This is a genomic window from Arthrobacter sp. C2 (assembly GCA_024207135.1).
In the GTDB taxonomy this organism is placed as follows: domain Bacteria; phylum Actinomycetota; class Actinomycetes; order Actinomycetales; family Micrococcaceae; genus Paeniglutamicibacter.
Genome location: CP042428.1, coordinates 953,081 through 978,074, shown reverse-complemented (window position 1 = coordinate 978,074; position 24,994 = coordinate 953,081). Strand labels below are relative to the sequence as shown.

Here is a 24,994-nt window from a genome sequence, read left to right as displayed (position 1 = left end):
GTGGTGCTTAGCCAATGAGTGGCCTCTCTTTCGGGAATTCATACATCACGGGTCGAGTGCGCAACGCCAGCGCCGAGGCCAGGGTGACCGGCCCCAGGCGCCCGATGAACATCAGGAACACCAGCAGCAGCTGGCCGGCCGGCGGCAGCGAGGCGGTGATGCCGGTGGACAGCCCGACGGTGGCGAAGGCGGAGATCGTTTCGAACAGCAGCCGGTCCAGGCCGAAGTCGGTCATCAGCATCAGCGCCATGGTCGAGCCGATGACCAGGGCCACGGCCAGCAGCACGAGGGTGATGGCCTGGCGGTGGACCGAACGCGAGAGCCGCTTGCCAAAGACGTTCACGGCCGTGCCGCCCTGGATCTCGGTGAGCAGGATGAAGAACAGCACGGCGAACGTGGTGATCTTCAGCCCGCCCGCGGTGCCGGCCGGTCCGCCGCCGATGAACATCAAGATGTCCATGCCCAGCCAGGTGGCCGGATCCATCTGCCCGAAGTCCAGCGAGTTGAAGCCCGCGGTGCGGGTCATGACCGATTGGAAGAATCCGGCCAGCATCTTGTCGGCGGTGGACAGCAGACCCAGGGTCTTGGGGTTGGTCCATTCCAGGGCGCAGATGAAGGCGGTGCCGCCGGCCAGCAGCGTCACCGTGCCGCCCAGGACCAGCTTGGTGTTCATGGTCCAGTGCAGCGGCCGGCGGTAGTGCCTCCGAAGCTCGAAAAGCACCGGAAAACCCAGTCCGCCAACGATGATGGCGGCGGCGATCGGCAGGCAGATCCAGGGATCTCCCACGAAACCCATCAAGTTGTCGCTGAACAGCGCAAACCCGGCATTGTTGAAGGCCGAGATCGAGTGGAAGAAACCCAGCCAGATGGAATGTCCCCACGGGTTGCCCAGGCCCACGGCAAAGCGCAGCGTCAACAGGACCGCGATCACCAGCTCGGTGCCAGCGGTGATGCGCAGGACCCCCAGCAGCACCGAACGCACGTCGCCGAAGCCGGCGCTCTTGGTTTCTGCCGCCGTCTGGATCCGCGACTTCAGCCCCAGCCGCCTAGCCATCAGCACCCCGAGCAGCGAGGCGAAGGACATGATGCCAAAGCCGCCGAGCTGGATCAGCACGAGGATCACGACCTGCCCGAACCGCGTCCAGTAGGTCGCGGTGTCAACGACCGCCAAACCTGTCACGCAGACGGCGGAGGTGGCGGTGAACAGGGCCTCGAGGAAGTTGGCCCCGCCCGGTCCGGTCTTGGCCATGGGCAGCATCAGGATCGCCGTTCCGGCGGCGACGGCCAGACCGAAACCCAGGGCTATGGCCTGGGCCGGATGCCTGGGGAGCAGTGCCCTAACCAGGGGCCTGTATTTCATAGCTGGGACACGCATGGATCCCAGAATAAGCGCTGCCGGACCAAAACCTTGGTTTGGTGCCGGGACGCCCCAAATCCGCGCAGGCGGCACCGGCGCCCCGAAGCATCGGAACCCAGGCCGCGACACGTCGAAACCATGGCACTGAGGGGTGTTGGAGTCCTAGACTCGGGCCCATGGCCATTGACCTCGAGCACCTGTACCGCGACCTGCACGCCAACCCCGAACTCTCCTTCCAGGAACACCGCACCGCCGGCATCGTCGCCGGGCACCTGGCCGAGCTCGGTCTCAAGGTCCACAGCGGCATCGGCGGCACCGGCGTTGTCGGCGTGCTGGCCAACGGGCCCGGCCCCATCGTGCTGCTGCGCGCGGACATGGACGGGCTGCCGGTGCTCGAGGCCACCGGGCTGGACTATGCCAGCACCGCGGTGGCCACCGGCACCGACGACCACTTGGTCCCGGTCATGCACGCCTGCGGCCACGACGTGCACGTCACCTGCCTGCTGGGCGCCGTGGAAATGCTTGTCGCCCAGCGGGGAACCTGGTCCGGGACCGTGCTGGCGCTCTTCCAGCCCGCCGAGGAATCCGGTGGTGGCGCCCAAGCCATGGTCGATGACGGGCTCTACGCGACGGTGCCGAAACCCGACGTCGTGCTCGGCCAGCACGTCGCTCCGTTCCCTTCCGGATGGCTCGGGTTGCGCCCGGGAGTCGCCATGGCCTCGGCCGATTCGCTGACCATCACGCTGCACGGCTCCGGCGGGCACGGCTCGCGCCCGGAGACCACCGTGGACCCGGTGCTGCTGGCCGCGGCCACCACCATGCGCCTGCAGGGCATCGTCTCGCGGGAGCTTGCCGACGCCGACCAGGCGGTGCTGACGGTCGGCCAGATCCATGCCGGCACCAAGAACAACATTATTGCCTCGCACGCCACCCTGGGGCTGAGCATCAGGACCTTCGATGAATCGGTGCGCACCAAGGTGCTCAGCTCCATCGAACGCGTGGTGCGCGGCGAGGCCATGGCCTCCGGGTCGCCCTCGGAGCCCGTGGTCAGCCTGGAAGAGCATTTCCCGCTGACAGTCAACGACACCGCGGCGTCGGCGCGGGTTGCCGCGGTGCTGTCCCGGCGGTTTGGCGCGGAGCATGTCATGGATCCGGGCCCGGTCGCGGGCAGCGAGGATGTCGGCATCCTGGCCACTGCTGCCGGGGCGCCGCTGGTGTATTGGTTCTTGGGCGGGGCCGACCCAAGCCTCTTCAAGGACTTTGCCGCAACCGGAAGGATGCCGGAGGACATTCCCTCGAACCATTCACCGCGGTTTGCCCCGCAAGTCCAACCGACGCTGGGCGTGGGAGTCGATGCCCTGGTCGCTGCAGCACGTGCGTGGCTGGCCGAATAGCCACGGGGCCCGGAGGCGATCCATGGCAAGGTGCCGTGAGCGGAATCCGGCGGGTCCAGCCAAATGCACAGCAATACAGGCTAGGGTTTGCCTGTAGGGGTACTTTCCCCTAAATTTTGGGATTGCCGAGCAATCCCAGCTAGGACGGCACAACATGTCGAAGTCACCGCGCAAGGCAGAAGCCAAGAAACCCTCGAAATCCATCAAGGAAAAGCGCGCCGAAAAGCGCACCAAGACTGCGGGGGAAACGATCCTTGACCCCGTGCGCAAGGTTTCGAAATAACCGCCATGCGGTGTGGCTGATCTAAATGGCCACCTCGAAAACACGTGAAAATGCCTGTTCGGCGGAAGGAAAACCTTCGCCGAACAGGCATTTTTGTGTCTGCAGCCGTTGCGTGCGTTCCTAGCGGAGGCCGGAACCTCGGTAGACGCGCACCCAGGTGTCGGGGGTGACGCCCAGCGCGCGGCGCTGGCCGGCGACCTCCACGGTCAGGGTCACCCGCCACTCGGGGCTCGGCTGGAAGGCCTTGAGCAGGGGACCGTGCAGCGTCTGGTTGCCGTCGCTGACCTCGATCACGCGCTTCAGGTGCTCGGGACCAAGATCCGCAGCACGCACCATCGATTCGCGGCGGGGGCCGGCCGGACCACGGGGGACCTTCACGATCGTGCGGGCCTCGCGCATGGCCTCGGAGCGTCGGGCAATGCGCTGCTCGCGCTGGGCCGTGGTGCCACTCAGGGAGAGCGGGGCGGGCGAGAAGCTGGGAATGGCCGTGATCCGCGTGACTGCCTGCGGGTATTTCTTGGTCAGCTTCGCCCAGAACTCCTCCGGGCCCTTGCCCATGAGGATGACCGCGCGCAGGTTGGGAACCAGCCGCAGCAACCTGCCCATGGGTTCGAGCCCGGCATTCGTCTCCGCGCCGGTCAAGCGTCCGGCAGCACCCTCGGCCCGGTACCACGGGTAGGCGTGCCAGAGCACAACTTCCTTGGTGTCGATTTCCGACTCGGCCAGCAAGGTGGCCAGTGCCTCGGCCGATGCATCGTCAGCCTCGGTGGAGAGAATGTCCTCGCCGTCCTCGGCTCGATTGGCAGCATCGGGGGCGGGCATCAGGCACAGGATGGTGGCGTCGGTGCCGCCATGGAGGGGCGCGAAGAACGGGACGGATCCGGTGTTTCCGGGCGATTCGGCGCGCAGGTCCTGGACGAGGGAATTGAGGGGTGCAACGTGTTCGGCCCACAACTCCGATTCCTGCGAGTTCCTGAATTCGGGGTCGATCATTTTGCGGGGCATGAAGGTTTCTCTCATGTAACTTTTGAGGGGTTTAGCCACAAGCATGGCACGGGCCGAAGCCGATTCCGCACCCCGGGCGACACGAGGTATCAAGCGTCACTGGGTTGTTCGCGCCGAACCATTGGATTCCGGGAGCGCCAAACCACCCGCCCTGCCCTCGCGAAGCCGGCCGGCAATCCCCGCCCAGACGCGTTTCTGTTCCTGCCGGTCCACGGTCCGCTTGGCACCCAGCGGATGAAGGGATCGGACGATGTGCAGCTCGGGGAACGTGGAATGGATTTGCGGAAGCACCGCATCCGCTGCGTCTTGGGCCTTCTTCCCCAGGAGCAACAGCATCTCCAGGTCCGTCATCAGCCCCATGACCTCCAGAAGCGCCAGGCCGCCCTCGGCCGACTGCTCGGGCGTCAGGTCCCGCTTGGGGTCGCTGCGCGGCCATGGGTACCCGTTCCACTGGCAAAAGTCCGTCGGATGGATGCCGAACTCGGTCATCAAGTGGCGTTGCCGGTCCGCGGCCCGGTCCGGGTTCCTGATGCACATGAAGGTGGTTTCGTCGCGCGGTTCACCCGCGTCGTTCAGGACGATTAGTGCCGGTGCGTGGATCCCGCCGTGCCACGGGGCGGCCAGCGGCAGTCGGACCCCGCCCTTGGCATCGCCGAGCCGCACGATCAACTCGTTGAGGGGAGCCACATGCGCAGCGTGCAGTCCCGCCGCCTGCTCGTCCCAGAACGGGTCGCCGGGCTGGGCGCGCTTCCAGTTGTCGGCCAGTGCCATCGATTCCCTTTGCTTCGCATTCGCCCCGGGATGTCGAAGCACTCCCGGCTGGATACCGAAATATATCAAGGGAAGGGTGCCGATCACTTTTTGCCCGGGGAATCATCGACAGGCCCCACGCCTCGGGTCGGCGGGTATTCCTTGTCGCCGTCGTTCCGGAACGCCCATGCCCGGGCGGGGTCGCCGGGTCCGTGCGGGTGGCACGCATCGCGAATGACAGCAGCATTCGACGTCGATGCTTGCCTGTCCGGGCGGTGGTTTTTGTGCGATGCGACACGCAGCCAAGGAAAAGTGGTGGCCGGTCCATTGCGGCCAAAACTTTCTGGCATAATGGACAGGTACTCGATTTGAAGTGGCCCCTCTCTCCGCCTTGAATCCTGTCCTTTTGAAGATCTGCGGTATGGCCCGCCCCACGGGTGCAGAAACAGGACTTCGCACATGTTGAGAAAACAGGAGTGACCACTACCGTGGCCGTTAAAATTCGTCTGAAGCGTTTCGGCAAGATTCGCGCACCTTACTACCGTATCGTCGTCATGGATGCTCGCGCCAAGCGCGACGGCCGTGCCATCGAAGAAATCGGCAAGTACCACCCGACCGAAGAGCCTTCGTTCATCGAGGTCAAGTCCGAGCGTGCTCAGTACTGGCTCTCCGTCGGCGCACAGCCGACCGAGCAGGTTGCCGCTCTCTTGAAGATCACCGGTGACTGGCAGAAGTTCAAGGGCATCGAAGGCCAGGAAGGCACCTTGCGCGTCAAGGAAGCCAAGCCGGCATTCGTTGTTCCGGAGAAGGGCTCGGTCATCTTGCCCGAGGCCATCACCAAGAAGGCTGAAAAGCCTGCTGCCGAGGCCGAGGTCGAGGCAGAAGCAACCGAGGCTGAGTAACCAGTGCTCGTTGAGGCGCTGGATCACCTGGTACGTGGCATCGTAGACACCCCCGAAGACGTGCAGGTTGCGTTGAAGGCAAATCGTCGCGGTGACATCCTTGAGGTGCGCGTGCACCCCGAGGATCTCGGTCGGGTCATTGGCCGCCAGGGTCGCACCGCCAAGGCGCTGCGCACCGTGGTTGCAGCACTGGCGGAGGAACCGATCCGCGTTGACGTAGTCGACACGGACCGACGCCGGTAGCCAGCCTCACCACACATTTTTTGTGTACCTTTGGTCCCACGATCCATGACGGATCGTGGGACCAAAGTGGCTTAACGGCCATGGTGCGACGCCGCCGTTGGCGGCACGGAGCCGGCAAGGCCCAACTCGCACGTAAGATTGAACCTAGAAAAGTGCCGGGGATGAAAGTCCCGCCAAGGCACGCCCCCTTGCCGGAGACCTCCGGCCACCCATTGATTTGTATTCAAGGAGAAAACGCATGCGCCTCCAGGTCGCCCGCATTGGCAAACCACACGGCATCCGCGGAGAGGTGACCGTCCAGGTGCTCACCGATGCGCCGGAAGACAGGTTTGTTCCCGGTGCGGTCTTCGAGGTCGAGCACCCCAGCATCAAGCAGCTCACCGTCGAGGGAGCGCGCTGGAACAAGGAAATCCTGTTGCTGGCCTTCGAGGAGTTGCTTGACCGCAACACCGCCGAGACGGTGCGCGGGGCCAAGCTGTTCATCGACACCGAAGAGGTCGAGGACGATTCCGAGGGCTGGTACGAGCACGAGCTGGTGGACCTCGAGGCCCGCGTGGATGACAAGGTCGTCGGCAAGGTCACCGCACTGCGCACCGGCAACGTGCAGGACCTGCTGGTCGTCGAATCCATCGAAGGCGACGAGATCTACGTGCCGTTCGTCGAGGACATCGTCCCCGAGGTCAACATCGAGGGCGGCTACATCATGCTGACCCCGCCGGCCGGCCTCTTCGAGGTCAACCGCGAGGACGGCTCGGGCGAGAACGCAGCAGGCAAGGAAGCCTAGGCACGATGCGCATTGATGTTGTCTCCATCTTCCCGGAGTACCTTGCCGCCCTTGATTTGTCGCTGATCGGCAAGGCCCGGCGGGAGAAGCTGCTGGATCTGAACGTGCACGACCTGCGCGACTACACCCACGACCGCCACCGCACCGTTGATGACACCCCCTACGGCGGCGGCGCCGGCATGGTCATGAAACCGGAGCCCTGGGGAGCCGCGCTGGCGCGCATCGCCACCGAATCCCCGGTCTCCAACGCGCTGGGCGACAAGCCGATCCTGATCGTCCCCTCGCCGGCCGGCGCGGTCTTCGACCAGGAGATGGCCTACGAACTGGCCGGGGCGCAGCACCTGGCCTTTGCCTGCGGCAGGTACGAGGGCATAGACGAGCGGGTCCTGGAATTTGCCTCCGAGGCCTTCGACGTGCGCCCGGTGTCCATCGGCGACTACGTGCTCAACGGGGGAGAGGTCGCGGTGCTGGCGATGGTCGAGGCCATTGGCCGGCTGATCCCCGGGGTCATCGGAAACCCGGAGTCGCTGGTCGAGGAATCGCACTCCGACGGACTGCTGGAGTACCCGGTGTACACCAAGCCCGGCACCTGGGAGGGCCGCGAGGTTCCCGAGGTGCTGCTTTCGGGCAACCACGGCAAGATCGCACGCTTTCGCCGCAACAAGCAGCTGGAGCGCACCGCCACCCGGCGCCCGGACCTGATCGTGCAGCTGGATGCCTCCACGCTGAACCGGCACGACCGCGACACCCTGTGGCACAACGGTTTTGCCATCGTCGAGGGTCGCATCGTCCCGAAGGACGAGCTCGGCTAGCAGCCTTCAGATTCGCCACCCCTAGCGCGGTAGCTGGGCATCTTCCAGGAGCCCGGCCACCGCGCTTTGCCGTAGCCGGAGGGCGTGTTCGAGTGCCGTGGTGCCGCTGGAATCCGCGATGGAGGTGTCTGCGCCCGCCGCGATGAGCAGCCGCACCACCTCCTGGTGCGCGGTGCCGCCGTCGCCCAGGATGACCGCCTCGAGCAGGCACGTCCACCCCAGGTCGTTCACGTGGTCGACGTCCGTTCCTGCCTCGATGAGCAGGCGGACCGTTTCGACATGGGCGTGCTCGCAGGCCGGAATGAGCGCGGTGCCCCCGTAGCGGTTGGTGCTCCTGACGTCGGCGCCGTGCTGCAGGGTGAATTCCAGGATCCCGAGGAATCCCTCCGCCCCGGCATAGAGGAACGCCGAGTCCGAGTTGCCGTCCCGGGCATTGACGTCGGCACCCCGCAGGATCAGTTCCCTCGCCGCTTCCAGCGCGTTGGCCCGCGTGGCGGTGACCAGCACCGGACGGCCATCGGCGTCGCGGAAATCCGGCGAGACCCCGGCATCGAGCAGTTGCCGCACCTGGTCGGCGTCATTGGCCCGGGCCGCGACAAGCAGTGCCTGTCCGGACGTGGACCCGTCGGCGGTTGCGGCTGCCGACGCGGTGGATGGATCGGGCGTCGAGGTCGTTGCGGGCCCGGAGGGTGCGGTTGCGCAGGCGGCCAGCGACAGCAGCGCCGCGGCCAGGGTCACGGCCATCGGGAAGCGGGATGAGCGGCGCACGGACATGGGCCCATCCTAGCGCGAGGGGGTGGCGAGTCGTGAAGCGCCGGCCCGGGCCTTGCAGGGGAGCCCGGGCCCGGCGCTAGACCGGCAGCAGGCCGCTACGCCCTGGCGGGCATCCCGGGCTCGGGCAGGTAGACCTTGCCGCCGGAGGCCAGGAACTCCTGGCTCTTATCCCGCATCCCGCTGACCATTTCCGCGATGGCCGCCTGCGAGTCGGCCGAGCCGTATTCGTCGCGGATGTCCTGGCTGATCCGCATGGAACAGAACTTCGGCCCGCACATGGAACAGAAATGCGCGGTCTTCGCCGGCTCGGCCGGCAGCGTCTCGTCGTGGAAGGACTCGGCGGTGACCGGGTCCAGCGACAGGGCGAACTGGTCGCGCCAGCGGAACTCGAAGCGCGCCTTGGACAGGGCGTCGTCCCGCTCGGAGGCTCCCGGGTGCCCCTTGGCCAGGTCCGCTGCATGGGCGGCGATCTTGTAGGTGATCACCCCGGTCTTCACGTCGTCCTTGTTCGGCAGCCCCAGGTGTTCCTTGGGCGTGACGTAGCAGAGCATCGCGGTGCCGTAGCGGGCGATCTCGGTGGCGCCGATGGCGCTGGTGATGTGGTCGTAACCGGGGGCGATGTCGGTGACCAACGGGCCCAGGGTATAGAAGGGCGCGCCGTTGCACAGTTCCTGCTGGCGCTCCACGTTTTCGCGCACCAGGTGGAAGGGGATGTGCCCGGGGCCCTCGACCATGACCTGGACGTCGTATTCCCAGGCCCGTTTCGTCAGCTCGGCCAGGGTGTCGAGCTCGGCGAACTGGGCGGCATCGTTGGCGTCTGCGATGGAGCCGGGGCGCAGCCCGTCGCCCAGGGAGAACGCCACGTTGTATTGGGCGAAGATCTCGCACAGCTCGTCGAAGTGCGTGTAGAGGAAGTTCTCCTGGTGGTGGGCCAGGCACCAGCCGGCCATGATGGCCCCGCCGCGCGAGACGATGCCGGTCACGCGGTTGGCCGACAGCGGCACGTAGCGCAGCAGCACCCCTGCGTGGATGGTCATGTAGTCAACGCCCTGCTCGCACTGCTCAATCACGGTGTCGCGGAAGATTTCCCAGGTCAGGGCGTTGGCCTCGCCGTTGACCTTTTCCAGGGCCTGGTAGATCGGCACGGTGCCGATGGGGACGGGGGAGTTGCGGATCAGCCATTCGCGGGTGGTGTGGATGTCGTCTCCGGTGGAAAGGTCCATCACGGTGTCGGCGCCCCACTGGGTGGCCCACTGCAGCTTGTCCACCTCCTCGGCGATGGAGCTGGTGACGGCCGAGTTCCCGATGTTCGCATTGATCTTCACCAGGAACGCCTTGCCGATGATCATGGGCTCGGACTCGGGGTGGTTGATGTTCACCGGGATGATCGCCCGGCCCGCGGCGACCTCGCTGCGCACCAGTTCCACGTCGCAGTTCTCGCGCAGGGCGACGAACCGCATCTCGGGGGTGGTGATCCCTGCTCGGGCGTAATGCATCTGGGTGACGCGCTTCCCTGCCTCGGCGCGCCGGGGGACCGGCCGGCTGCCCTTCCATTCGGCCGAGGCCTTGCCCCGGCGCACCGCGGACTTTCCGTCGTCGAGCAGGTTCCGTTCACGCCCTGCGTAGGTCTGGGTGTCCGCCCGTTCCTCGATCCAGCTGCTGCGGAACGCCGGCAGTCCAAACACCGGGTCGCTTCCCGGTCCGGCGGTGCGGTAGACCTGCAGCGGGGCGTTTTCCTTTCCGCCTGGGGACGGCTCCAGCGCGATTTGCGTGACGGGAACCCGGATCCCGGATTCGTCGTCCTCGATGTAGGCCAGCGAGTGGGACTTCAGGGACTGGGTCTGTCCTGCTTCCACGGCGTTTTGGACAGGGCTGTGCATTGAAACGGTGTTGCTCAAGGAGTACTCACTTCCTTCGCCGGCATTACCCGGACAGGTTCAACGGTCTCTCGCTGCATCAGCTCGATCTCAGCCCTTGCAAGGGCCCCCGTGTGGTCGAAAACGAAACTATCACATGATCCGGAACGGCACCGTTTGTGACCTTGGGCACCGGTAGGTTGCGCCCGGCGGCGCGGTCCGGTGTTTGTTCAATGCGTTCCCGATGACTGGTTCCGATCGAATCGGGCCTTTTCGTGGCGGGTTTACGGTCCCCTTGGCGCGTTCGGAGCCGCGATCGCGGCGGGATCCCGTCCGGGCAGACACTGCCGGTGCTGCTCAGACCCGGAGCATCATCGGGCAGATCCTTTCGATGCGGGTCCGCCTGTGGGTGGGGAACTTCGCGCCATGCCCCGGAGTGTGGCAAAATAGATTCTTGGGTCTACTGGGTTCTGCTCCTGCCGCAGGGGGAACGAGTCAACAGTTGGACCAGCCGTCGATCCGCAAACGGATCGCGGTACCAAGCTTCGGACCGCCACATCTTTTTTCCGAACGCACTTGTGCGCCCCGGGGAACAATTACGGTCCGTGTCTAAAATAGGTGACCTGCGGCGTCTATTTAGGAGATGCATTCATGCATATTCTCGACTCTGTCGATGCAGCCTCGCTGCGCAACGATGTTCCCGACTTCCGCCCGGGCGATACCGTCAAGGTCCACGTCAACATCATCGAAGGCAAGAACACCCGTGTTCAGGTTTTCCAGGGCTTCGTCCTTGGTCGCCAGGGCCGCGGCGTGGGCGAAACCTTCACCGTTCGCAAGGTCTCCTTCGGTGTCGGCGTAGAGCGTACCTTCCCGGTGCACTCCCCGGTCCTGGAAAAGATCGAACTGGTCTCCCGCGGTGACGTTCGCCGTGCGAAGCTGTTCTACATGCGCGATCGCCACGGCAAGGCCGCGAAGATCCGCGAAAAGCGCGACTTCCGGACCGCCAAGTAGCCAGAAAAGCGAGAGCCTTCATCTTCGCGGCCCCCAGGGCTGCGGGGATGGGGATCCATCGTGGATCGATCTACTGAATCGGAAAGTTTTTCCGCTTCGACAAAGCGCCGGTCTCCTTCGAGGGGCTGGCGCTTTGTCGTTGGCGCGCTTGCAGCGGCGGCTCTGATCACCCTGGTCGTTCGTGCCACCGTCGTTGACTTCTTCTACATCGGTTCCACTTCCATGGAATCCACGTTGAACCCGGGTGATGGGCTGCTGGTGAATCGGCTTGCCTACAAGGACGCCGGGATCCAACGCGGGGATGTGGTCATCTTTGACGGCCGCGGTTCCTTCCTGCCCTACCAGCGCCCCGGGGCCCTTGATTCCCTGGCCTGGGCGTTGCGTCTTGCTGGCAAGGACGCGGTGTACGTCAAGCGGGTCATCGGTGTTGGCGGCGACACCGTCGCCTGCTGCGGCCCCGACGGGCGCCTGGTCGTCAACGGCATTCCGCTGGAGGAGCCCTACGTTCTTGACGGAAACAAGCCAAGCGACCTTGAATTCGACGTGAAGATCCCCGAGGGGCGCTTGTGGGTCATGGGGGACCACCGTTCGGTGTCCGAGGACTCGCGTGCGCTTCTTGGTGCACCGGGCGGCGGCATGATTCCCGTTGACCGGGTCATCGGCAAGGTCACCGCTGTGATCTGGCCGCTGGACCGGAGGCACTCCGTCGAGGGCTAGCTCGCGACCCCGTAACCTATGGCCCGCCACTGTTGCAGTGGCGGGCTTTTTGCTGGCCAAATTCCTCGGGGATTGAGAGCATGTCCATCCGAATTGTGCGCCGGGCATTGTGTTCCGGCGGGCCGGCGCACCGCGCAAGTCATGGGCGCCATCTGGGCTCGATCAGGGCTCCGCATGCCGACCGAGCGAGATGCAACAGTACACTGGTTCCCTGCCATCGGCGATACAAGCGCTTTGCTTCTGCCGATGTCCAGTAGTGAGACGGTCGTATTCCTTGAGGACTCCGTCCATCGTGAGATCAAGCCCGCTGAATGTCGGGGCGCTGGCGATCGAGCGTAATCATTCGCAAGCGAAGTGCTCCTCGCGGGACCCTTGGCAACACGGCCCATCTACTTGTGGTGGATGACCGGGGGGCGAAGCAGCTGCATAACACGACATTTCACGTAGTTGTCGACACGCCTTTGGCTCGTCCCGGGAGGCGGTACACAGACCCGGGAAACGTCCTCGCTAGGTATGAAAACTGGTCGAATGGCTGCGCGTGGTTTGGTTGGACATTCAAGTAACTAAATTTAATGTTTAAAACCGGCGGGGCGCTGCTCGCGGATCCGGATCCGAGCCTAGCGTGGCGGTTGACGCACATCAATCTGCGCAAAAGCTGGGAATCTTGAGAAAATTACGTGAGTGGACGTGGGAATTTTGGTTCGGGCGTGTCGTGGAGGGCGAGTAAGAACGCTTCCCGCTCTGCCCCCGGAATTACGCGGAATTCACCCCAACTGGTTGACGCGTCAATTTATCCAGCAAGTGGATATTGGGTCCACTGATGTTTGTATCCGGATATCTACACAGGTTAGGGTTTCATTTTGGTAACACTCATTGCTCGCGGTTTGCCCAATCGGATGTCCCCAACGACAGACGCGGCGCACACAAAAGCGAGGTACCACACCTTGAATTGGGAGAATTCCATATGCACGATTCATCACGTGCTCTACTAAAGCGGGGCAGCATCGCTGCCGCGACCACGGCGTTGGTGATCGGCAGCAGCTTCGCTGCGCCGGCAATCGCCACCACCACGGCAAGCCCCGAACCTGTATCCACGGAAACTTCGGCGGCACCCACCACCGAAGCGTCAACGGATGCGAATCAGGCCGCGCTGCCAGACGGTCTGGAGGAAGCCGTTGAACGCGATCTCGGCATCACCATCGAAGAGTTCTACAAGAACGGTGAGCTGAGCGCGGTTGTTGATTCGCTCACCAAGGAATTGAAGCAGTCAAAGCTTGTTGCTGACTTTGCAATTGCTGAGAACAAGATCAACGTCACCGTGGCGGCATCGTCGCTCAAGAACGTCACCGAGAAGCTCGACGAGCTGACCGAGGGCACCGACGTTGAACTCAACATCGTGGCCGAACCCGAGATCGAAGCATCCGTGGCTCCCGAAAAGGTCGACGCCACGGGCGCTCCCGAAACCAGCGATGTTCAGTCTCAGATGAAAAAAGAAGTTGCTGAGACGCCTAAGTACCAGGAGACCGTTGAGCCGGTCTTGCCTAAAACGGAGGCAAAGGTCAGGCCGAAGAGTGCGGAATCCCTCTTTCAGGCCTACGTAGACAGCGTCGATTCAAAGACAGTTTCGAAACTTCAGGCAATCATGAAGGACGGCGACGGCAATTACGTCATCCGGACCGGTGGTGCTGCGAAGCTGGATGACCGCAAGGCGAAGGAAAGCGCTGGCGCCGAGGATGTTCAGTTCAAGAATGCGAAGCTCACACCGGAGCAATTCGCATCGAAGTACACCAAGGTCACCATCGAGAGCGCAGAAGGTCCGGCAAAGGCTGCTGCAGACAACGACGTGTTGGGCGGCATGGGCTATGGAGCGCAAACGAGCCCGACTGAGGTTTCTTTGTGCTCAATCGGGTTCAATGGGTTCAACGCAGCCGGTGCGCCGGCAGTTATTTCCGCCGGTCACTGCAGCCACGACGGTGAAATCACCGATGTGAAGATCATTGAACACGACGGAAAGAACAATCCGATCGCGGTTGGTGCTGACCTTGGCACATTCGGTTTTTCGCAGTTCGGCGGTGTCGATGACTCACCGGTTAATGATCCACAGGCACAGGATCCGGGCAATGTCGGTACCGATATCTCGGTCATCGACAAGATCAATAAGGATCTGAACCTGAAGGCCATGGTTTCCGACTGGAAGGGTGCTGACGAACGGGATTCCGGCACCAGGGTAACCGGAGTGTCAACGGCTGTCGACGGGACAAATATTTGCAAGTCTGGCCGTACTACCGGGTGGACGTGCGGAACTGTGGACGAAGTCGGAATCTTCCTAGTGGGTGGATTCAACAATGATGTTCGCGGTGTTCGTGGTTTTGGCATGGTGAACCCAGGTGGAAGCGAAAAGGCTTTCCAGGGTGACTCGGGCGGATCCGTTATCGCGGGCAACAAGGCAGTCGGTATAACCAGCGCTGTCTCCCCATATGACGGGGGACGTGCATACTTCACCGATATCAAGGACGGACTTGCGCACACCGCCGGCTACTCCATCGCGTTGTCATTGAACGCCCCCGCCATCGCCACCCCGGCAAACGGCTCGAACGTCTCGGCGGGTGAAACCCTCAACGGCACCGTGGCAAGCGCACCATCCGGCTCGACCGTCAAGGTTGTTTCGGGCGGCAAGGAAATCGCCAAGGCCAAGGTTGCCAACGGCAAGTTCAGCTTCAAGGCACCTTCCACGTTCGGCAAGTTCGACTTCACCCTGCAGACGATCAACGGCTTCAACGAGTCCGAGACCACCGCAGGATCGTTCAACGTCGTCATCGGCGCCCCGGCGATCACCACCCCGAAGAACGACGCCACGCTCAACGCACCGGTGTCCACCATCTCGGGCACCGGTGTTGCCGGAGCCACCGTGACCCTCACCGGCGATGCCACCGGCACCGCCAAGGTCGCAGCCGACGGCAGCTGGAGCGTCAAGCTCACCGAGGCACTGTCATACGGCGACTACTCGATTTCCGCCACCCAGGCGCGCGACGGCCAGACCTCCAAGGCAGTTTCCAGCGCCTTCAAGATCCAGCTTGACGCCCCGGCCATCACCACCCCGGCCAACGGCAAGACCTACACCGAGGCACAGAAGGCGATTGCCGGTACCGGCGTCGCCGGTGCCGAGGTCAAGTTGACCCTGCCCGATGCCGAGCAGGCCTCCGCGGCTGCCACGCAGCTGGTCACCGTCGGCAACGACGGCAAGTGGAGATTCACGCTGGAAGACGATGCTGCCCTGTCCTACGGGTCGCACAGCGTCACCGCCGTGCAGAGCGTCGGGGAAACCACCTCGGCCGCCGCCAAGTCCAGCTTCAAGGTCGTCCCGGTCGCCCCGTCGATCGAATCCCCTGAAGACGGCCAGAAGTTCGCCTTCGACGAGGCCCCGAAGACCGTCAGCGGCTTCGGCATCAACGGTGCCATCATCAAGGTGACCATCGGCGACACCGAGCTCACCGCAACGGTTGCCGACGGCGCCTGGACCGTCCTGGTTCCGGCCGACCTCAAGTCCGGCGACCACAAGGTCACCGCCGTGCAGGTTATCGACGAGGTTGCCTCGGCATCCGCATCGATCTCCTTCACCCTGGCTGCCGAGCCGAAGCCGGAACCGACCGAGGAGCCAACGGCGTCGCCGGAGCCTTCCGAGGCCCCGACCGCGTCGCCGAAGCCAAGCCAGGATCCGGAGCCTTCCAAGGCACCGGTGGCCCCGCAGGGCAACACCAACGACGATGACAACGACAGCGACCCGTTGGCCAACACCGGCCCGAACGCCGCACTGCCGTTCATCGCCACCGGCGGCGTCCTGCTGGTCGCAGGCGGAGCGTTCCTGCTCTTCCGCCGCAAGAACACCAAGGGGCACCACGGTGCCTAACCATGCGGTTCTCGGCTAGCCGGAACCCATGAGCGCGGGGGCCTTTCGCGGAATTGCTTGCAATTCCCTGGGAGGCCCCCTCCGCTTTTCCCACGAGCCTGTCAGCAAACACCCCAGATGGGCCCCTAGACTCGGCCCGAAGAAGAAGGTGGTCATCACACATGAAGAACCCCACGACACGCGTTGCCCTGGGCGGGGCCGCATTGGCCGCGGCGCTGCTGCTTTCGGCCTGCGGATCCGAGGCCGGATCCCCGGCTTCGTCCGACCCGACAGCTTCGACATCCGTCAGCAGCGCGCCCGAGCAGAGCCAGGACCCCCAATTGCTCCAACTCAATGAAACCCTCAAGGACACCCTGGGGGACAAGTACTCCGAGGCATGGATCGCCGAGGACAAGCTGCACGTGGCGGTCACCGACAAGGCCGCCGAGGCCACCGTCACCGAGGCCGGCGCGGTGGCGCACCTGGCCAAGTACAACGCGGCCGAACTCGACGCCGCGATCGGCAAGATCATGGCCTGGCAGCGCGAGCAGGGCGGAGCCGTCGCCACCGCCATCCACCGCTACGTCCCCTCCGGGCGCAACGGATCGATCACCCTGGCCGTGGACCCGGCCCAGCTTGAAACCGTCAAGAAGGGCCTGGCCTCCGCCGACGTCACCGGCGGCATCTCGCTGGTCTTCGAGGAATCGGCCGGTCCGGCTTCCCCGGCTGCGAGCACCAGCTAGACCGCACCATGGTGTGTGGCGCGCCTTGCGGCATCCGCAGGCGCGCCATACGGCTCCCACTGGCCGTGCGACGTAGGGTGGTAGCTGAAGGATCGTGATTCGTTTCCGCCTGCCCGAAGGGGCGGGCGGGTGCGGGTGCGGCCCGCATTGCCAGAGACAAGAACTTGAAAGGGCCTGCACCCACGTGAGCCACGCCAGCGACCCAGCCGCAACACCGGAGCAACCGGGCAAGAAAAGAAATCCCGTATGGGCAGCGGTCCGCGAGGTCCTGATCATCGTCGTGGTCGCCCTGGTGATCTCACTGGTCGTCAAGACGTTCTTCTTCCGTGCTTTCTACATCCCCTCGGGATCGATGGAAGAAACGCTGCAGGTCAACGACCGCATCTTTGCCAACCTCATGGCGCCTGGCCCCTTCGAGCTCAACCGCGGCGATGTGGTGGTCTTCCGCGACGAGGAGGGCTGGCTGCCTCCGATCCCCGCCACGGCCACCAACCCGGTGACCGAATTCTTCACCTTCGTCGGCCTCGTGCCGGACCCGTCCAATCAGCACCTGATCAAGCGGATCATCGGCATGCCGGGGGACACCGTGGCCTGCTGCTCCGCCGACGGCAAGCTGACCGTCAACGGCACGGCCATCACCGAGCCCTACATCTTCCCGGGCGACAACCCCTCGGACTCCGAATTCACCAAGACCGTGCCCGAGGGCAAGCTCTGGGTCATGGGGGACCACCGCGCGGCCTCCGCGGACTCCCGCTACCACGAGGAGCTGCAGGGCGGCTTCGTGGATATCTCCTCCGTCGAGGGCCGGGCCGCGGTGATTTCCTGGCCTCTGGGCCGCCTCGGTTCGATCTCCGGGCACCACGAGGTCTTCGCCAACGTCCCGGCCCCGGCCAGCAAATGAGCTCGGTGGCACCGACCCTGCAACACGAACTGGCCCTGGCGGCCGCCGGCGGCCACCGCTTCATCGGCGCCGCCGACGAGGTGGGACGCGGTTCGCTGGCCGGACCGGTGTCCGTGGGCTACGTCGTGATCGACCCCGCGGCGGTTCCCGAACTGCCCCGGGTGCGGGATTCGAAGCTGCTCTCCGACGCCGTGCGCCACGAACTGGCCCCGGCGATCAAGTCCTGGGCCGCGGCCTGGGGCGTGGGGCACGCCAGCGCCGCGGAAATCGACGCCCTGGGCCTGGTGCCTGCGCTGCGGCTGGCCGGCCACCGCGCCGCCATCGCGGCGCACCGGGTGCAGCAGGCCGACGCGGTGCTGCTGGACGGCAACCTCGACTGGCTCTCGGCTACCGTCCAACCCACGCTGCTCGATTCCCTGGTGCCCGGGTTCGGGAAACCGGCGGACATCGACGGGCTGCTGATCCCCGTCCGCACCTTGGTCAAGGGCGACCTGCTGGCGCTGTCCATCGCCGCGGCCTCCATTTTGGCCAAAGTCGAACGTGACGACCTCATGGATGGTTACGATCGCGATTACCCGGCGTACGGTTGGATACAGAACAAGGGGTATGGCACCGCCGCCCACCGGGCGGGCATCCTCGCGCACGGCGCGAGCGAGTACCACCGCAAGACCTGGCAGCTGACACCCAAGCCGCCGGGACCTACCACCAAGGCGAAGGGCGAGGGGAGAACACCATGAGTGCCGAAGACCTGGAAAACTACGAAGCGGAACTCGAGCTGCAGCTTTACCGCGAATACAAGGACGTGGCGAACCTCTTCAATTACGTCGTGGAAACCGAGCGGCGTTTTTACCTGGCCAACAACGTGGACCTCAAGACCCGCTCGGCCGACGGCGAGGTCTTCTTCGACCTCACGCTCACCGACGCCTGGGTCTGGGATGTCTACCGCACCGGCCGCTTCGTGCAGTCGGTGCGCATCGTGACCTTCAAGGACGTGAACATCGAGGAACTGAACCGCGTCGATGACCTCTCCATTCCCAAGGACGGGCTGAACTAGGCCGCTTCGCCGCCTGCCCCCGATGCCGCGCACGCGATTCGTGCCCGGACCCGGGGGCAGTGCCATGTCTGGCCTGCGGCGGTGGCGCCCGGGATCCGGCGGCATCGCTGTTAGGATCGGGCAAAACAGTGTTCCGGACCCCGGAAGGACGCAAAAACGATGAGCGAACGCCCAGGCCACGGGGATCCCGACGGGGAAAACACGCCGGAGCAGGAGGCCGGGACGGTTTCCTTCGGCAGGATGTCGGGCGGCACCCGGAACGGCCTACCCTTCCTTAGCGCCTTGTCCTTTGAATTCGATGACAGGGCCCCGGACGCCCGGGCTGGCAAGCATGCCTTCGAATCCGCGATCTCAGGCCTGAACACAGCGCTGCACGGTTACCTGCAGGTGCTGGGGACCCGCGAGCCGGACTTCGACGCCGCCCTTGGCCCGGAGCATGAAGACACCGAGTTGCTGGCCGCCTCCGACGCGGTGCACGACGCACTCGAGGACCTGGGCCTGGGGCACCGGGCCTGGACGGGCCACTCGTTCCTGGAAGGCCCGCTGTATCGCGAGGTGCCGTTCGACCCGGGGGACCCGGAGGACTGGGCCCGGATGCTGGAAGCAGACGAGCTCACCCGGGACCAGGAGGAGGAACGCTTCGGGCCGCGGCTCGACGAAGTGGGCGCCACGGTGCCCCTGGGCAGGGTGCTGCACCACGACGCGCACGAAGTGCTGCATCTGGGAACCGCGACGGTGCACAGCACCGGGGTGCTGTTGTCCTTCGACTACCTGAACCTGCGCGGGGCCCACGAGGACGCCCTGAGCTGGCACCGACGGAGCCACGAGACTCTCGGTGCGGTCGAACTCGGGCTGGAGCTGGGGGACCCCGGCACCGGGACCCGCTACCCCGCCGAGGTGCACGGGGGCGAGGGGAACGTGGAGAGCGGGTGCTACCGGCTGGTCCACCGCTTCTGGGTTTCGCGCGCCCTGGATGCCGACCTGCTCGCCGGAACGTTCACGGTCAACGGCGCGCCCACCGCGGAGGGGCGCACCGAGCCGCTGGCCATCGGGTTCGAGTTGGACACCGCGGTGTTGCGCGAGTCGGTGACCGGCATCCGCAGGTTCGGGAACCACGCCACGGGAGCCTGAAGGCGGCGGCCCGGCAGCCCGCCGCTGCGCCGGGCGTGCCGGTATTCCGCACAGTTGATGGCAGAACTTCACAACTTGCCTTGGCGCTTCTGGCCACTACCAACGCGTCGCAAAAGTCAGTACATTGATCCGTAACGATCGCGTGCAAATGCAGATCGTCCATTCGTCGCACGTATGGTTGATCATGTGCCGTCGCCGGGGCCGCCACCGCGGCCGTGCACGGCATCGGGCAAAACAGGACCAATGGGGGATCCGAGTGCAAAAGAAAAGAATCGCCGCCGTGCTGGCACTGGCCATCGCCGTGACGGGAAGCAGCACCGGTTTCATGTCTCCGGCGACCAGCCAGATCCTCGCTCCGGCAGCAACAACGTCGTGGGCCATGCCGGGGCTGCTGGAACCGATGGGCAGTGTGCCACTGGGCATCGCCGCGAAAAAGGTGAACCTGAAGAAGGCCACCACCAACAACCTGAACCTGCGCAAGTCGCGCAGCGCCAAGGCCAAGGTCCTGCTGGTGATCCCGAAGAACGCCGCTCTGACCGTCACCGAGACCATCGGCACCTGGAGCAAGACCAAGTACAAGGGCAAGACCGGTTGGGTCGCCTCCCGGTACCTGAAGAACGCACCGGCCGCGAAGCAGCCGGCACCCCAGAAGTCCGGTCCCCAGGCAAAAGCCAAGCCCTCCGCCCAAAAGATCACCAAGAACAACCTCAACCTGCGCCAGGGAAAGAGCACCAAGACCAAGGCGTTGGCGACCATCCCGAAGAACACCACCATCACCGTCACCGCAACCAGCGGCACCTGGAGCAAGACCAAGTACAAGGGCAAGACCGGCTGGGTGGCCTCCAGCTACCTCAAGAACGCCCCCGCGGCCAAGAAGCCGGCACCCAAGCCACAGGCCGCCACGCACCGCTACACCACCGGGTTCACCACGCTGCGCCAGGGCGCATCGAAGACCAGCGCATCGCTGGGGGTCTACCAGCGCCGTGCCAAGGTCGAGTACCTCGCGGCCTCCGGGTCCTGGAGCAAGGTCAAGGTGTCGGGAAAGACCGGCTACATCGAGTCCGCCCACCTGTCCAAGACCAATCCCGCCATCGTGCACCGCTGGCTGAAATCGACGCAGGCCGTGTACGCGGGCACCAACAACAAGTCCGCCAAGGTCACCTCGATGAAAAAGGGCGCCAAGGTCGAGTGGCTGCGCACCAGCGGCGGCTGGACCGGGATCCGGACTGGCAACGGCAACGGCTGGGTGCCGACCTCCACGCTGTCCACCAGCACCATCGGCCCCACCACCGCCAAGCCCCCGGCACCGAAGGCGACCTACCGCTGGACCACGGCAACGGTCAACATCCGCAAGGGGTCGGGCACCTCGCACAAGTCCCTGGGCAAGGTCCCGGCCAACGAGCGCGTCACCTACCTCAAGACCGCCAACGGCTGGTCGAACGTGGTCTCATCCAAGGGCACCGGCTGGATCTCCAACCAATATCTGGACAAGGAAGGCCAGCACTCCTTCGCCGTCTACGGAACCCTGCGCAAGGGACAGTCGGCGTACTACATCCTCAAGGGCAAGACCTCGAAGGAAACCAAGACCACGATCGCCTCGCACCGCATGTACCTGCAGCCGAACAAGACCTGGCTCTCCTACGTCATCCCCAGCAAGAGCGCCGCTGACAAGGTGGTTGTCGAGCGGATGGAGATCAAGCCAGCCAGCTACCGGGCGACCGTGGTGAACATGGACAAGTGGGAGCGTTTCAACCCCAACAAGCCGCTGGCCGACCAGAACTACAACCGCGTGCTGGTCACCGACAGGGACGGCCACAGGTCCTGGGCCTACCTGGGCTCGAAGAAGATCGGGGCCTACCTGACCAAAAACGGAATCCGTGTGACTTCCGGCGACTACCTGAAGAGGTTCTGAGCATGAAGAAGCAGGGCAAGATCATCACCGGCGTCGTCTCATCCGCCGCGGTCGTGGGGTTGGTGGCCTGGGGCATCGGGTTCGCCGGTGCCGCCAGCAGCAACGAATGGAAGCTTCCCGGCGACCTGGTGGCGGGCCCCGCGATTGCCGAGGCCAATCCGTCCACCGGCACCGCGGTGAAAACCGACAGGTTCGACAACGTGCAGAAGAAGATCGGCGAAAAGGCCGGCCTGGTCGATGAGCAGACCAACAAGAGCTACTTCACCATCGAGGTTACCAAGACGCAGCTGCTGAACCGGTGCACCTCGCGCGTGGGCAACCAGCAGCTGGCACCGACCCGCTCCAGGTTCCTGGTCCTGGATGTCAAGGCCACCCTGGCCGCCTCGGTCTCCGAGCAGGTCGGCGGCAGCACCCGGGACCTGTTCATGCCGCTGGTGGCCGAGGCGTTCTCAGTGACCACCTCCAGCGGGACGCCGGACCGCAACGTCACCTCGGAGACGGCCTGGGGCTGCTTCGACGACTCGGTGCTGTTGCCGCCGGTGGTCAACCCCGGCCAAAGCGTCACCGGCAAGGTCGTCCTGGACGTGGACGCGACCACGGGCAAGGTGGCCTACGACCCCGAGGACAACGGCGGCTGGTCCTGGCCCTACGGAGGATAGCCCGGAACCCACGAAGGAGCCCCCACGAACATGGGCGAGCAGCCAGGCACGCCCGACCCCGAGGACCCAAACAGGGAAGAACCGGAAGTCGAGGACTTCGGATTCCTCACCGCTGGCCACGCCTATGACAGCTCGCTGTCGCTCGAACTCGGCGAGGTCGAACACGATCCCGAGGTCGGCAAGCGTGCCTTCGATGCCTCCATCCCCGCGCTGAACGCCGCACTGCTGGCCTACGCCCACGCACTGGATGATCGTCAGGGACGGATCTCCGATGCCCTGCGCCGGCCGGAGACCGCCCACAAGCTGTTCACGGCCTCCGGGGGCGTCCACGCGGCGCTGGCCGAACTCCTGGTCGCGCACGAGGTGTACACCGGCGAGGGCCTGCCCGAGGTGCCGCCGGATCGGTCCGGTTCGGACGAGCTAACCGCCCCGGATCACTGGGCGGAACTTGTTGCGGCCAACGAGTCCACCGGGGATGCCGACGACACGCATTGGCCGCGCCCCACCGAGCTCGGGGCCACCGTGGTCCTGGACCAAGTCATCCACCAAACACCGGCCCAGTTCCTGCGGCTGGACACCGCGCAGGTCTTCGGCAACGGGGTGCTGCTGATGGTCGACTGCGTCGTTGTGCGCGGGGTGCGCGAAGACGGATTGATCTGGTTCCGGCGCAGCAACGAACAGCACGGGAACGTCGAGCTCTCCCTGGAGCTTCGCGATGCGGAAACCGGCGCGCCACAGCCCTGTGCGCCACACCGGGCAGACGGGAACGTGGGGCCGCACTGCTACACGCTGAACCACCAATTCTGGATCCATCCCGCACCGGAAGCCGAGGAGCTCGCCGGGACCCTCACCGTCCACGACGCGATCGGGCCCGACGGCACTGCCGAGCCGCTGGAGGTCCGGTTCCGGTTGGACACCTCCGTGCTGCGCGAGGCGGCACAACGCATCCGCACCTTCGGCCACCGGGAGCCGGGTACTTGAGCTCCGGAACCCCGAACGATGCCGTCCCCGAAACCGAGGTGCCCTACGTGCTCGCCTTCAACCGGGTGCTGCACCAAGACCAGCGGCACCGGCTGTCCCTGCGCGAGGCCCGCGTCCACTGCACCGGCGCCGTGCTGGTCCTGGACCGGGTATTCCACCGGCTGCCCGCCGAGGAGCAACTTGCCTACCTCCGGGCGCTGTCGGACTCCTACGCGGCAGGGGAAGGGGAACTGGTGTCCATCGACCTCGACGGGACCGAAACGGTCCTCGGCCTGCTCGCCGGCGAATCCGCCGAGGACCGCAGCGGAAGCTACGCCCGCCTTGGGCACTGGGTGCCGGGCAGCTTCGGAACGGCGCCCCTGGCGCTGTGCCTGTGCGGGACCGGCCTCCCGCGCGAGGTCGACTTCGGGATCGACGGGCACCTTCTGCGGGCGGCCCAGGCACAGGTCCATTCCGCCGGTACCTCCGGGCTCGGTTTCCCCAGCGGCTGAGTCCGGCTTCGCAGCGTTGTCCCTGCACCCGGCGGCCCGAGACAACCGCCAGAAAACCCTGGATGTTCCCGCGTCACCTTTCCACCCCGGCTGGACACTACCTCGATACAGGCAACACCCGGTCGCCTTGACTCGGCGCACCGGAACCACAACCAACGAGGTGTTTCGATTGCACAGGTACACATTGGGCACGGCCATAGCCCTCGCCGTCGCGGTGACCGGGGGAACCACCGGCCTTGCCACGCCCCCGGCACACTCTGCCCCGGCCGCGGCAACCACCCTGGATTCGTCCACGCGCTCCCTGCCACCCGGAGCCGGCGTGGCTGCCATCGCGGCACAGGCCGCGAACCAGCAGAAGACCACGACCCACAACCTGAACCTGCGCCGGGGCAAGAGCGCCGGCACCAAGGTCCTGGTCACCATCCCGCGCAACACCACGCTGGTGGTCACCTCGACCAGCGGGTCGTGGAGCCGGACCAGCTACAAGGGCAGGACCGGCTGGGTGGCTTCGGCCTACCTGAAGAAGGCGGCGGACGCCAAGGCACCTGCCAAGTCCACGCGCAAGAGAACCACCTACAACCTGAACCTGCGCCGGGGCAAGAGCACCGGCACCAAGGTCCTGCTCACAATCCCGCGCAATACCACGCTGGTGGTCACCTCGACCAGCGGGTCCTGGAGCCGGACCAGCTACAAGGGCAGGACCGGCTGGGTGGCCTCGGCCTACCTGAAGAACGCGGCGGCCGCCAAGCCCACCTACCGCTGGACCACGGCAAACGTCAACGTCCGCAAGGGAAACAGCACCAGGCACGGTTCGCTGGGGGTCGTACCGACAAATACGCGCGTCACCTACGTGAGGACCTCGGGCGGCTGGTCGAAGGCCAAGACCTCCAAGGGCACCGGCTGGATCTCCAACAAGTACCTCGACAAGCATCCCCAGCACTCCGTTGTCGTCTACGGAACCCTGCGCAAGGGCCAATCCGCCCACCACATCCTCTCGGGCCGGACCACGAAGCAAACCAAGACCAAGCTGGCGTACTACAACATGTACCTCAAGCCCCACCAGACGTGGTGGTCCTTCATCACGCCCTCCTCCTCCAGGTCCCGCACGGTGGTGGTCGAACGCATGGACATCAAATCCGGGCACTACCGTTCCACCCTGGCAAACCTGGACAAGTGGGAACGCTTCGACGCGACCAAGCCGTTGGCCGACCAGAACTACAACCGCAAGCTCGTCACCGACCGGGACGGCAAGATCTCCTGGGCCTACGTGGGGGGCTCCAAGATCAGCAAGTACCTGTCCATGCACGGGATCCGCGTGGTCTCCGGCGACTACCTGTCGAGGTACTGA

At 65.1% G+C, this 24,994-nt stretch carries 24 protein-coding genes and 1 riboswitch; of the genes, 19 read left to right on the top strand and 5 right to left on the bottom strand.

The window, feature by feature from the left end; all coding sequences use genetic code 11:
- Positions 1–7 precede the first annotated feature (7 nt).
- A complete protein-coding gene (locus tag FPY90_RS04535; protein WP_498684062.1) occupies positions 8–1,375 on the bottom strand; it encodes a TrkH family potassium uptake protein in 1,368 nt (455 codons plus the stop codon).
- 158 nt (positions 1,376–1,533) lie between these two features.
- On the opposite strand from FPY90_RS04535, the gene FPY90_RS04530 reads away from it, so the two are divergent.
- A complete protein-coding gene (locus tag FPY90_RS04530) occupies positions 1,534–2,751 on the top strand; it encodes an amidohydrolase (RefSeq protein ID WP_498684061.1) in 1,218 nt (405 codons plus the stop codon).
- Between the two features lie 154 nt (positions 2,752–2,905).
- The gene (locus FPY90_RS04525) at positions 2,906–3,034 is read left to right on the top strand and encodes a hypothetical protein (protein ID WP_281070103.1); all 129 of its coding nucleotides are present in this window, start codon (positions 2,906–2,908) and stop codon (positions 3,032–3,034) included.
- Between the two features lie 120 nt (positions 3,035–3,154).
- On the opposite strand, the gene FPY90_RS04520 is transcribed toward FPY90_RS04525, so the two are convergent.
- A complete protein-coding gene (locus FPY90_RS04520) occupies positions 3,155–4,039 on the bottom strand; it encodes a uracil-DNA glycosylase family protein (protein ID WP_498684058.1) in 885 nt (294 codons plus the stop codon).
- A 96-nt stretch (positions 4,040–4,135) separates the two neighbouring features.
- Positions 4,136–4,810, bottom strand: coding sequence for a uracil-DNA glycosylase family protein (locus tag FPY90_RS04515; RefSeq protein ID WP_498684056.1), 675 nt, complete (start codon positions 4,808–4,810; stop codon positions 4,136–4,138).
- Between the two features lie 467 nt (positions 4,811–5,277).
- Between FPY90_RS04515 and rpsP the strand changes: the two genes are divergently transcribed.
- The 4 genes from rpsP (at position 5,278) to trmD (ending at position 7,530) form a co-directional block, all read left to right on the top strand.
- Positions 5,278–5,691: a 30S ribosomal protein S16 gene (gene rpsP / locus FPY90_RS04510; RefSeq protein WP_071215357.1), complete on the top strand. Its 414-nt coding sequence runs from the start codon at positions 5,278–5,280 to the stop codon at positions 5,689–5,691.
- A 3-nt stretch (positions 5,692–5,694) separates the two neighbouring features.
- A complete protein-coding gene (locus FPY90_RS04505) occupies positions 5,695–5,934 on the top strand; it encodes an RNA-binding protein (RefSeq protein ID WP_071215358.1) in 240 nt (79 codons plus the stop codon).
- A gap of 238 nt (positions 5,935–6,172) precedes the next feature.
- The gene (gene rimM / locus FPY90_RS04500) at positions 6,173–6,718 is read left to right on the top strand and encodes a ribosome maturation factor RimM (RefSeq protein ID WP_071215359.1); all 546 of its coding nucleotides are present in this window, start codon (positions 6,173–6,175) and stop codon (positions 6,716–6,718) included.
- A gap of 5 nt (positions 6,719–6,723) precedes the next feature.
- Positions 6,724–7,530 carry a tRNA (guanosine(37)-N1)-methyltransferase TrmD gene (gene trmD, locus FPY90_RS04495; RefSeq protein WP_498684054.1) on the top strand — a complete coding sequence of 269 codons (807 nt, stop codon included), beginning with the start codon at positions 6,724–6,726 and terminating at the stop codon, positions 7,528–7,530.
- Between the two features lie 21 nt (positions 7,531–7,551).
- Here trmD and FPY90_RS04490 read toward each other — a convergent pair whose 3' ends face one another.
- Together FPY90_RS04490 and thiC are read right to left on the bottom strand one after the other, a co-directional pair.
- Positions 7,552–8,304, bottom strand: coding sequence for an ankyrin repeat domain-containing protein (locus tag FPY90_RS04490; protein WP_498684052.1), 753 nt, complete (start codon positions 8,302–8,304; stop codon positions 7,552–7,554).
- Between the two features lie 95 nt (positions 8,305–8,399).
- Positions 8,400–10,184 carry a phosphomethylpyrimidine synthase ThiC gene (gene thiC / locus FPY90_RS04485; protein WP_498685510.1) on the bottom strand — a complete coding sequence of 595 codons (1,785 nt, stop codon included), beginning with the start codon at positions 10,182–10,184 and terminating at the stop codon, positions 8,400–8,402.
- Positions 10,185–10,196: 12 nt separating this feature from the next.
- A riboswitch (TPP riboswitch) is annotated at positions 10,197–10,304 on the bottom strand.
- A gap of 507 nt (positions 10,305–10,811) precedes the next feature.
- Between thiC and rplS the strand changes: the two genes are divergently transcribed.
- The 13 genes from rplS (at position 10,812) to FPY90_RS04420 (ending at position 24,994) form a co-directional block, all read left to right on the top strand.
- The gene (gene rplS / locus FPY90_RS04480) at positions 10,812–11,171 is read left to right on the top strand and encodes a 50S ribosomal protein L19 (protein WP_071215362.1); all 360 of its coding nucleotides are present in this window, start codon (positions 10,812–10,814) and stop codon (positions 11,169–11,171) included.
- A 57-nt stretch (positions 11,172–11,228) separates the two neighbouring features.
- Complete coding sequence (gene lepB / locus FPY90_RS04475) at positions 11,229–11,888, top strand: signal peptidase I (protein ID WP_498685508.1); 660 nt, start codon at positions 11,229–11,231, stop codon at positions 11,886–11,888.
- 820 nt (positions 11,889–12,708) lie between these two features.
- Positions 12,709–15,795 (top strand): S1 family peptidase, encoded by a 3,087-nt coding sequence (locus FPY90_RS04470; protein WP_498684050.1) that lies wholly within the window; start codon positions 12,709–12,711, stop codon positions 15,793–15,795.
- Between the two features lie 161 nt (positions 15,796–15,956).
- A complete protein-coding gene (locus tag FPY90_RS04465) occupies positions 15,957–16,517 on the top strand; it encodes a hypothetical protein (protein WP_498684049.1) in 561 nt (186 codons plus the stop codon).
- A 184-nt stretch (positions 16,518–16,701) separates the two neighbouring features.
- Positions 16,702–17,418 carry a signal peptidase I gene (gene lepB, locus FPY90_RS04460; protein WP_498684048.1) on the top strand — a complete coding sequence of 239 codons (717 nt, stop codon included), beginning with the start codon at positions 16,702–16,704 and terminating at the stop codon, positions 17,416–17,418.
- Entirely contained in the window at positions 17,415–18,155 is a 741-nt protein-coding gene (gene rnhB / locus FPY90_RS04455) for a ribonuclease HII (RefSeq protein WP_498684047.1), read from the top strand. Before lepB (FPY90_RS04460) ends, rnhB begins: the two co-directional genes overlap by 4 nt.
- Entirely contained in the window at positions 18,152–18,472 is a 321-nt protein-coding gene (locus tag FPY90_RS04450; RefSeq protein ID WP_071215368.1) for a DUF2469 domain-containing protein, read from the top strand. Before rnhB ends, FPY90_RS04450 begins: the two co-directional genes overlap by 4 nt.
- Before the next feature lie 159 nt (positions 18,473–18,631).
- On the top strand, positions 18,632–19,603 hold the full coding sequence (locus FPY90_RS04445; RefSeq protein ID WP_498684045.1) for a hypothetical protein: 972 nt from the start codon (positions 18,632–18,634) through the stop codon (positions 19,601–19,603).
- Positions 19,604–19,859: 256 nt separating this feature from the next.
- Entirely contained in the window at positions 19,860–21,515 is a 1,656-nt protein-coding gene (locus FPY90_RS04440; protein WP_498684044.1) for an SH3 domain-containing protein, read from the top strand.
- Between the two features lie 2 nt (positions 21,516–21,517).
- A complete protein-coding gene (locus tag FPY90_RS04435) occupies positions 21,518–22,174 on the top strand; it encodes a hypothetical protein (protein ID WP_498684042.1) in 657 nt (218 codons plus the stop codon).
- Positions 22,175–22,204: 30 nt separating this feature from the next.
- On the top strand, positions 22,205–23,155 hold the full coding sequence (locus tag FPY90_RS04430) for a hypothetical protein (RefSeq protein WP_498684040.1): 951 nt from the start codon (positions 22,205–22,207) through the stop codon (positions 23,153–23,155).
- Positions 23,152–23,646, top strand: a complete 495-nt coding sequence (locus tag FPY90_RS04425) for a hypothetical protein (protein WP_498684038.1) — start codon at positions 23,152–23,154, stop codon at positions 23,644–23,646. The genes FPY90_RS04430 and FPY90_RS04425 overlap by 4 nt, the downstream gene beginning before the upstream one ends.
- A gap of 169 nt (positions 23,647–23,815) precedes the next feature.
- Positions 23,816–24,994 (top strand): SH3 domain-containing protein, encoded by a 1,179-nt coding sequence (locus FPY90_RS04420; RefSeq protein ID WP_498684037.1) that lies wholly within the window; start codon positions 23,816–23,818, stop codon positions 24,992–24,994.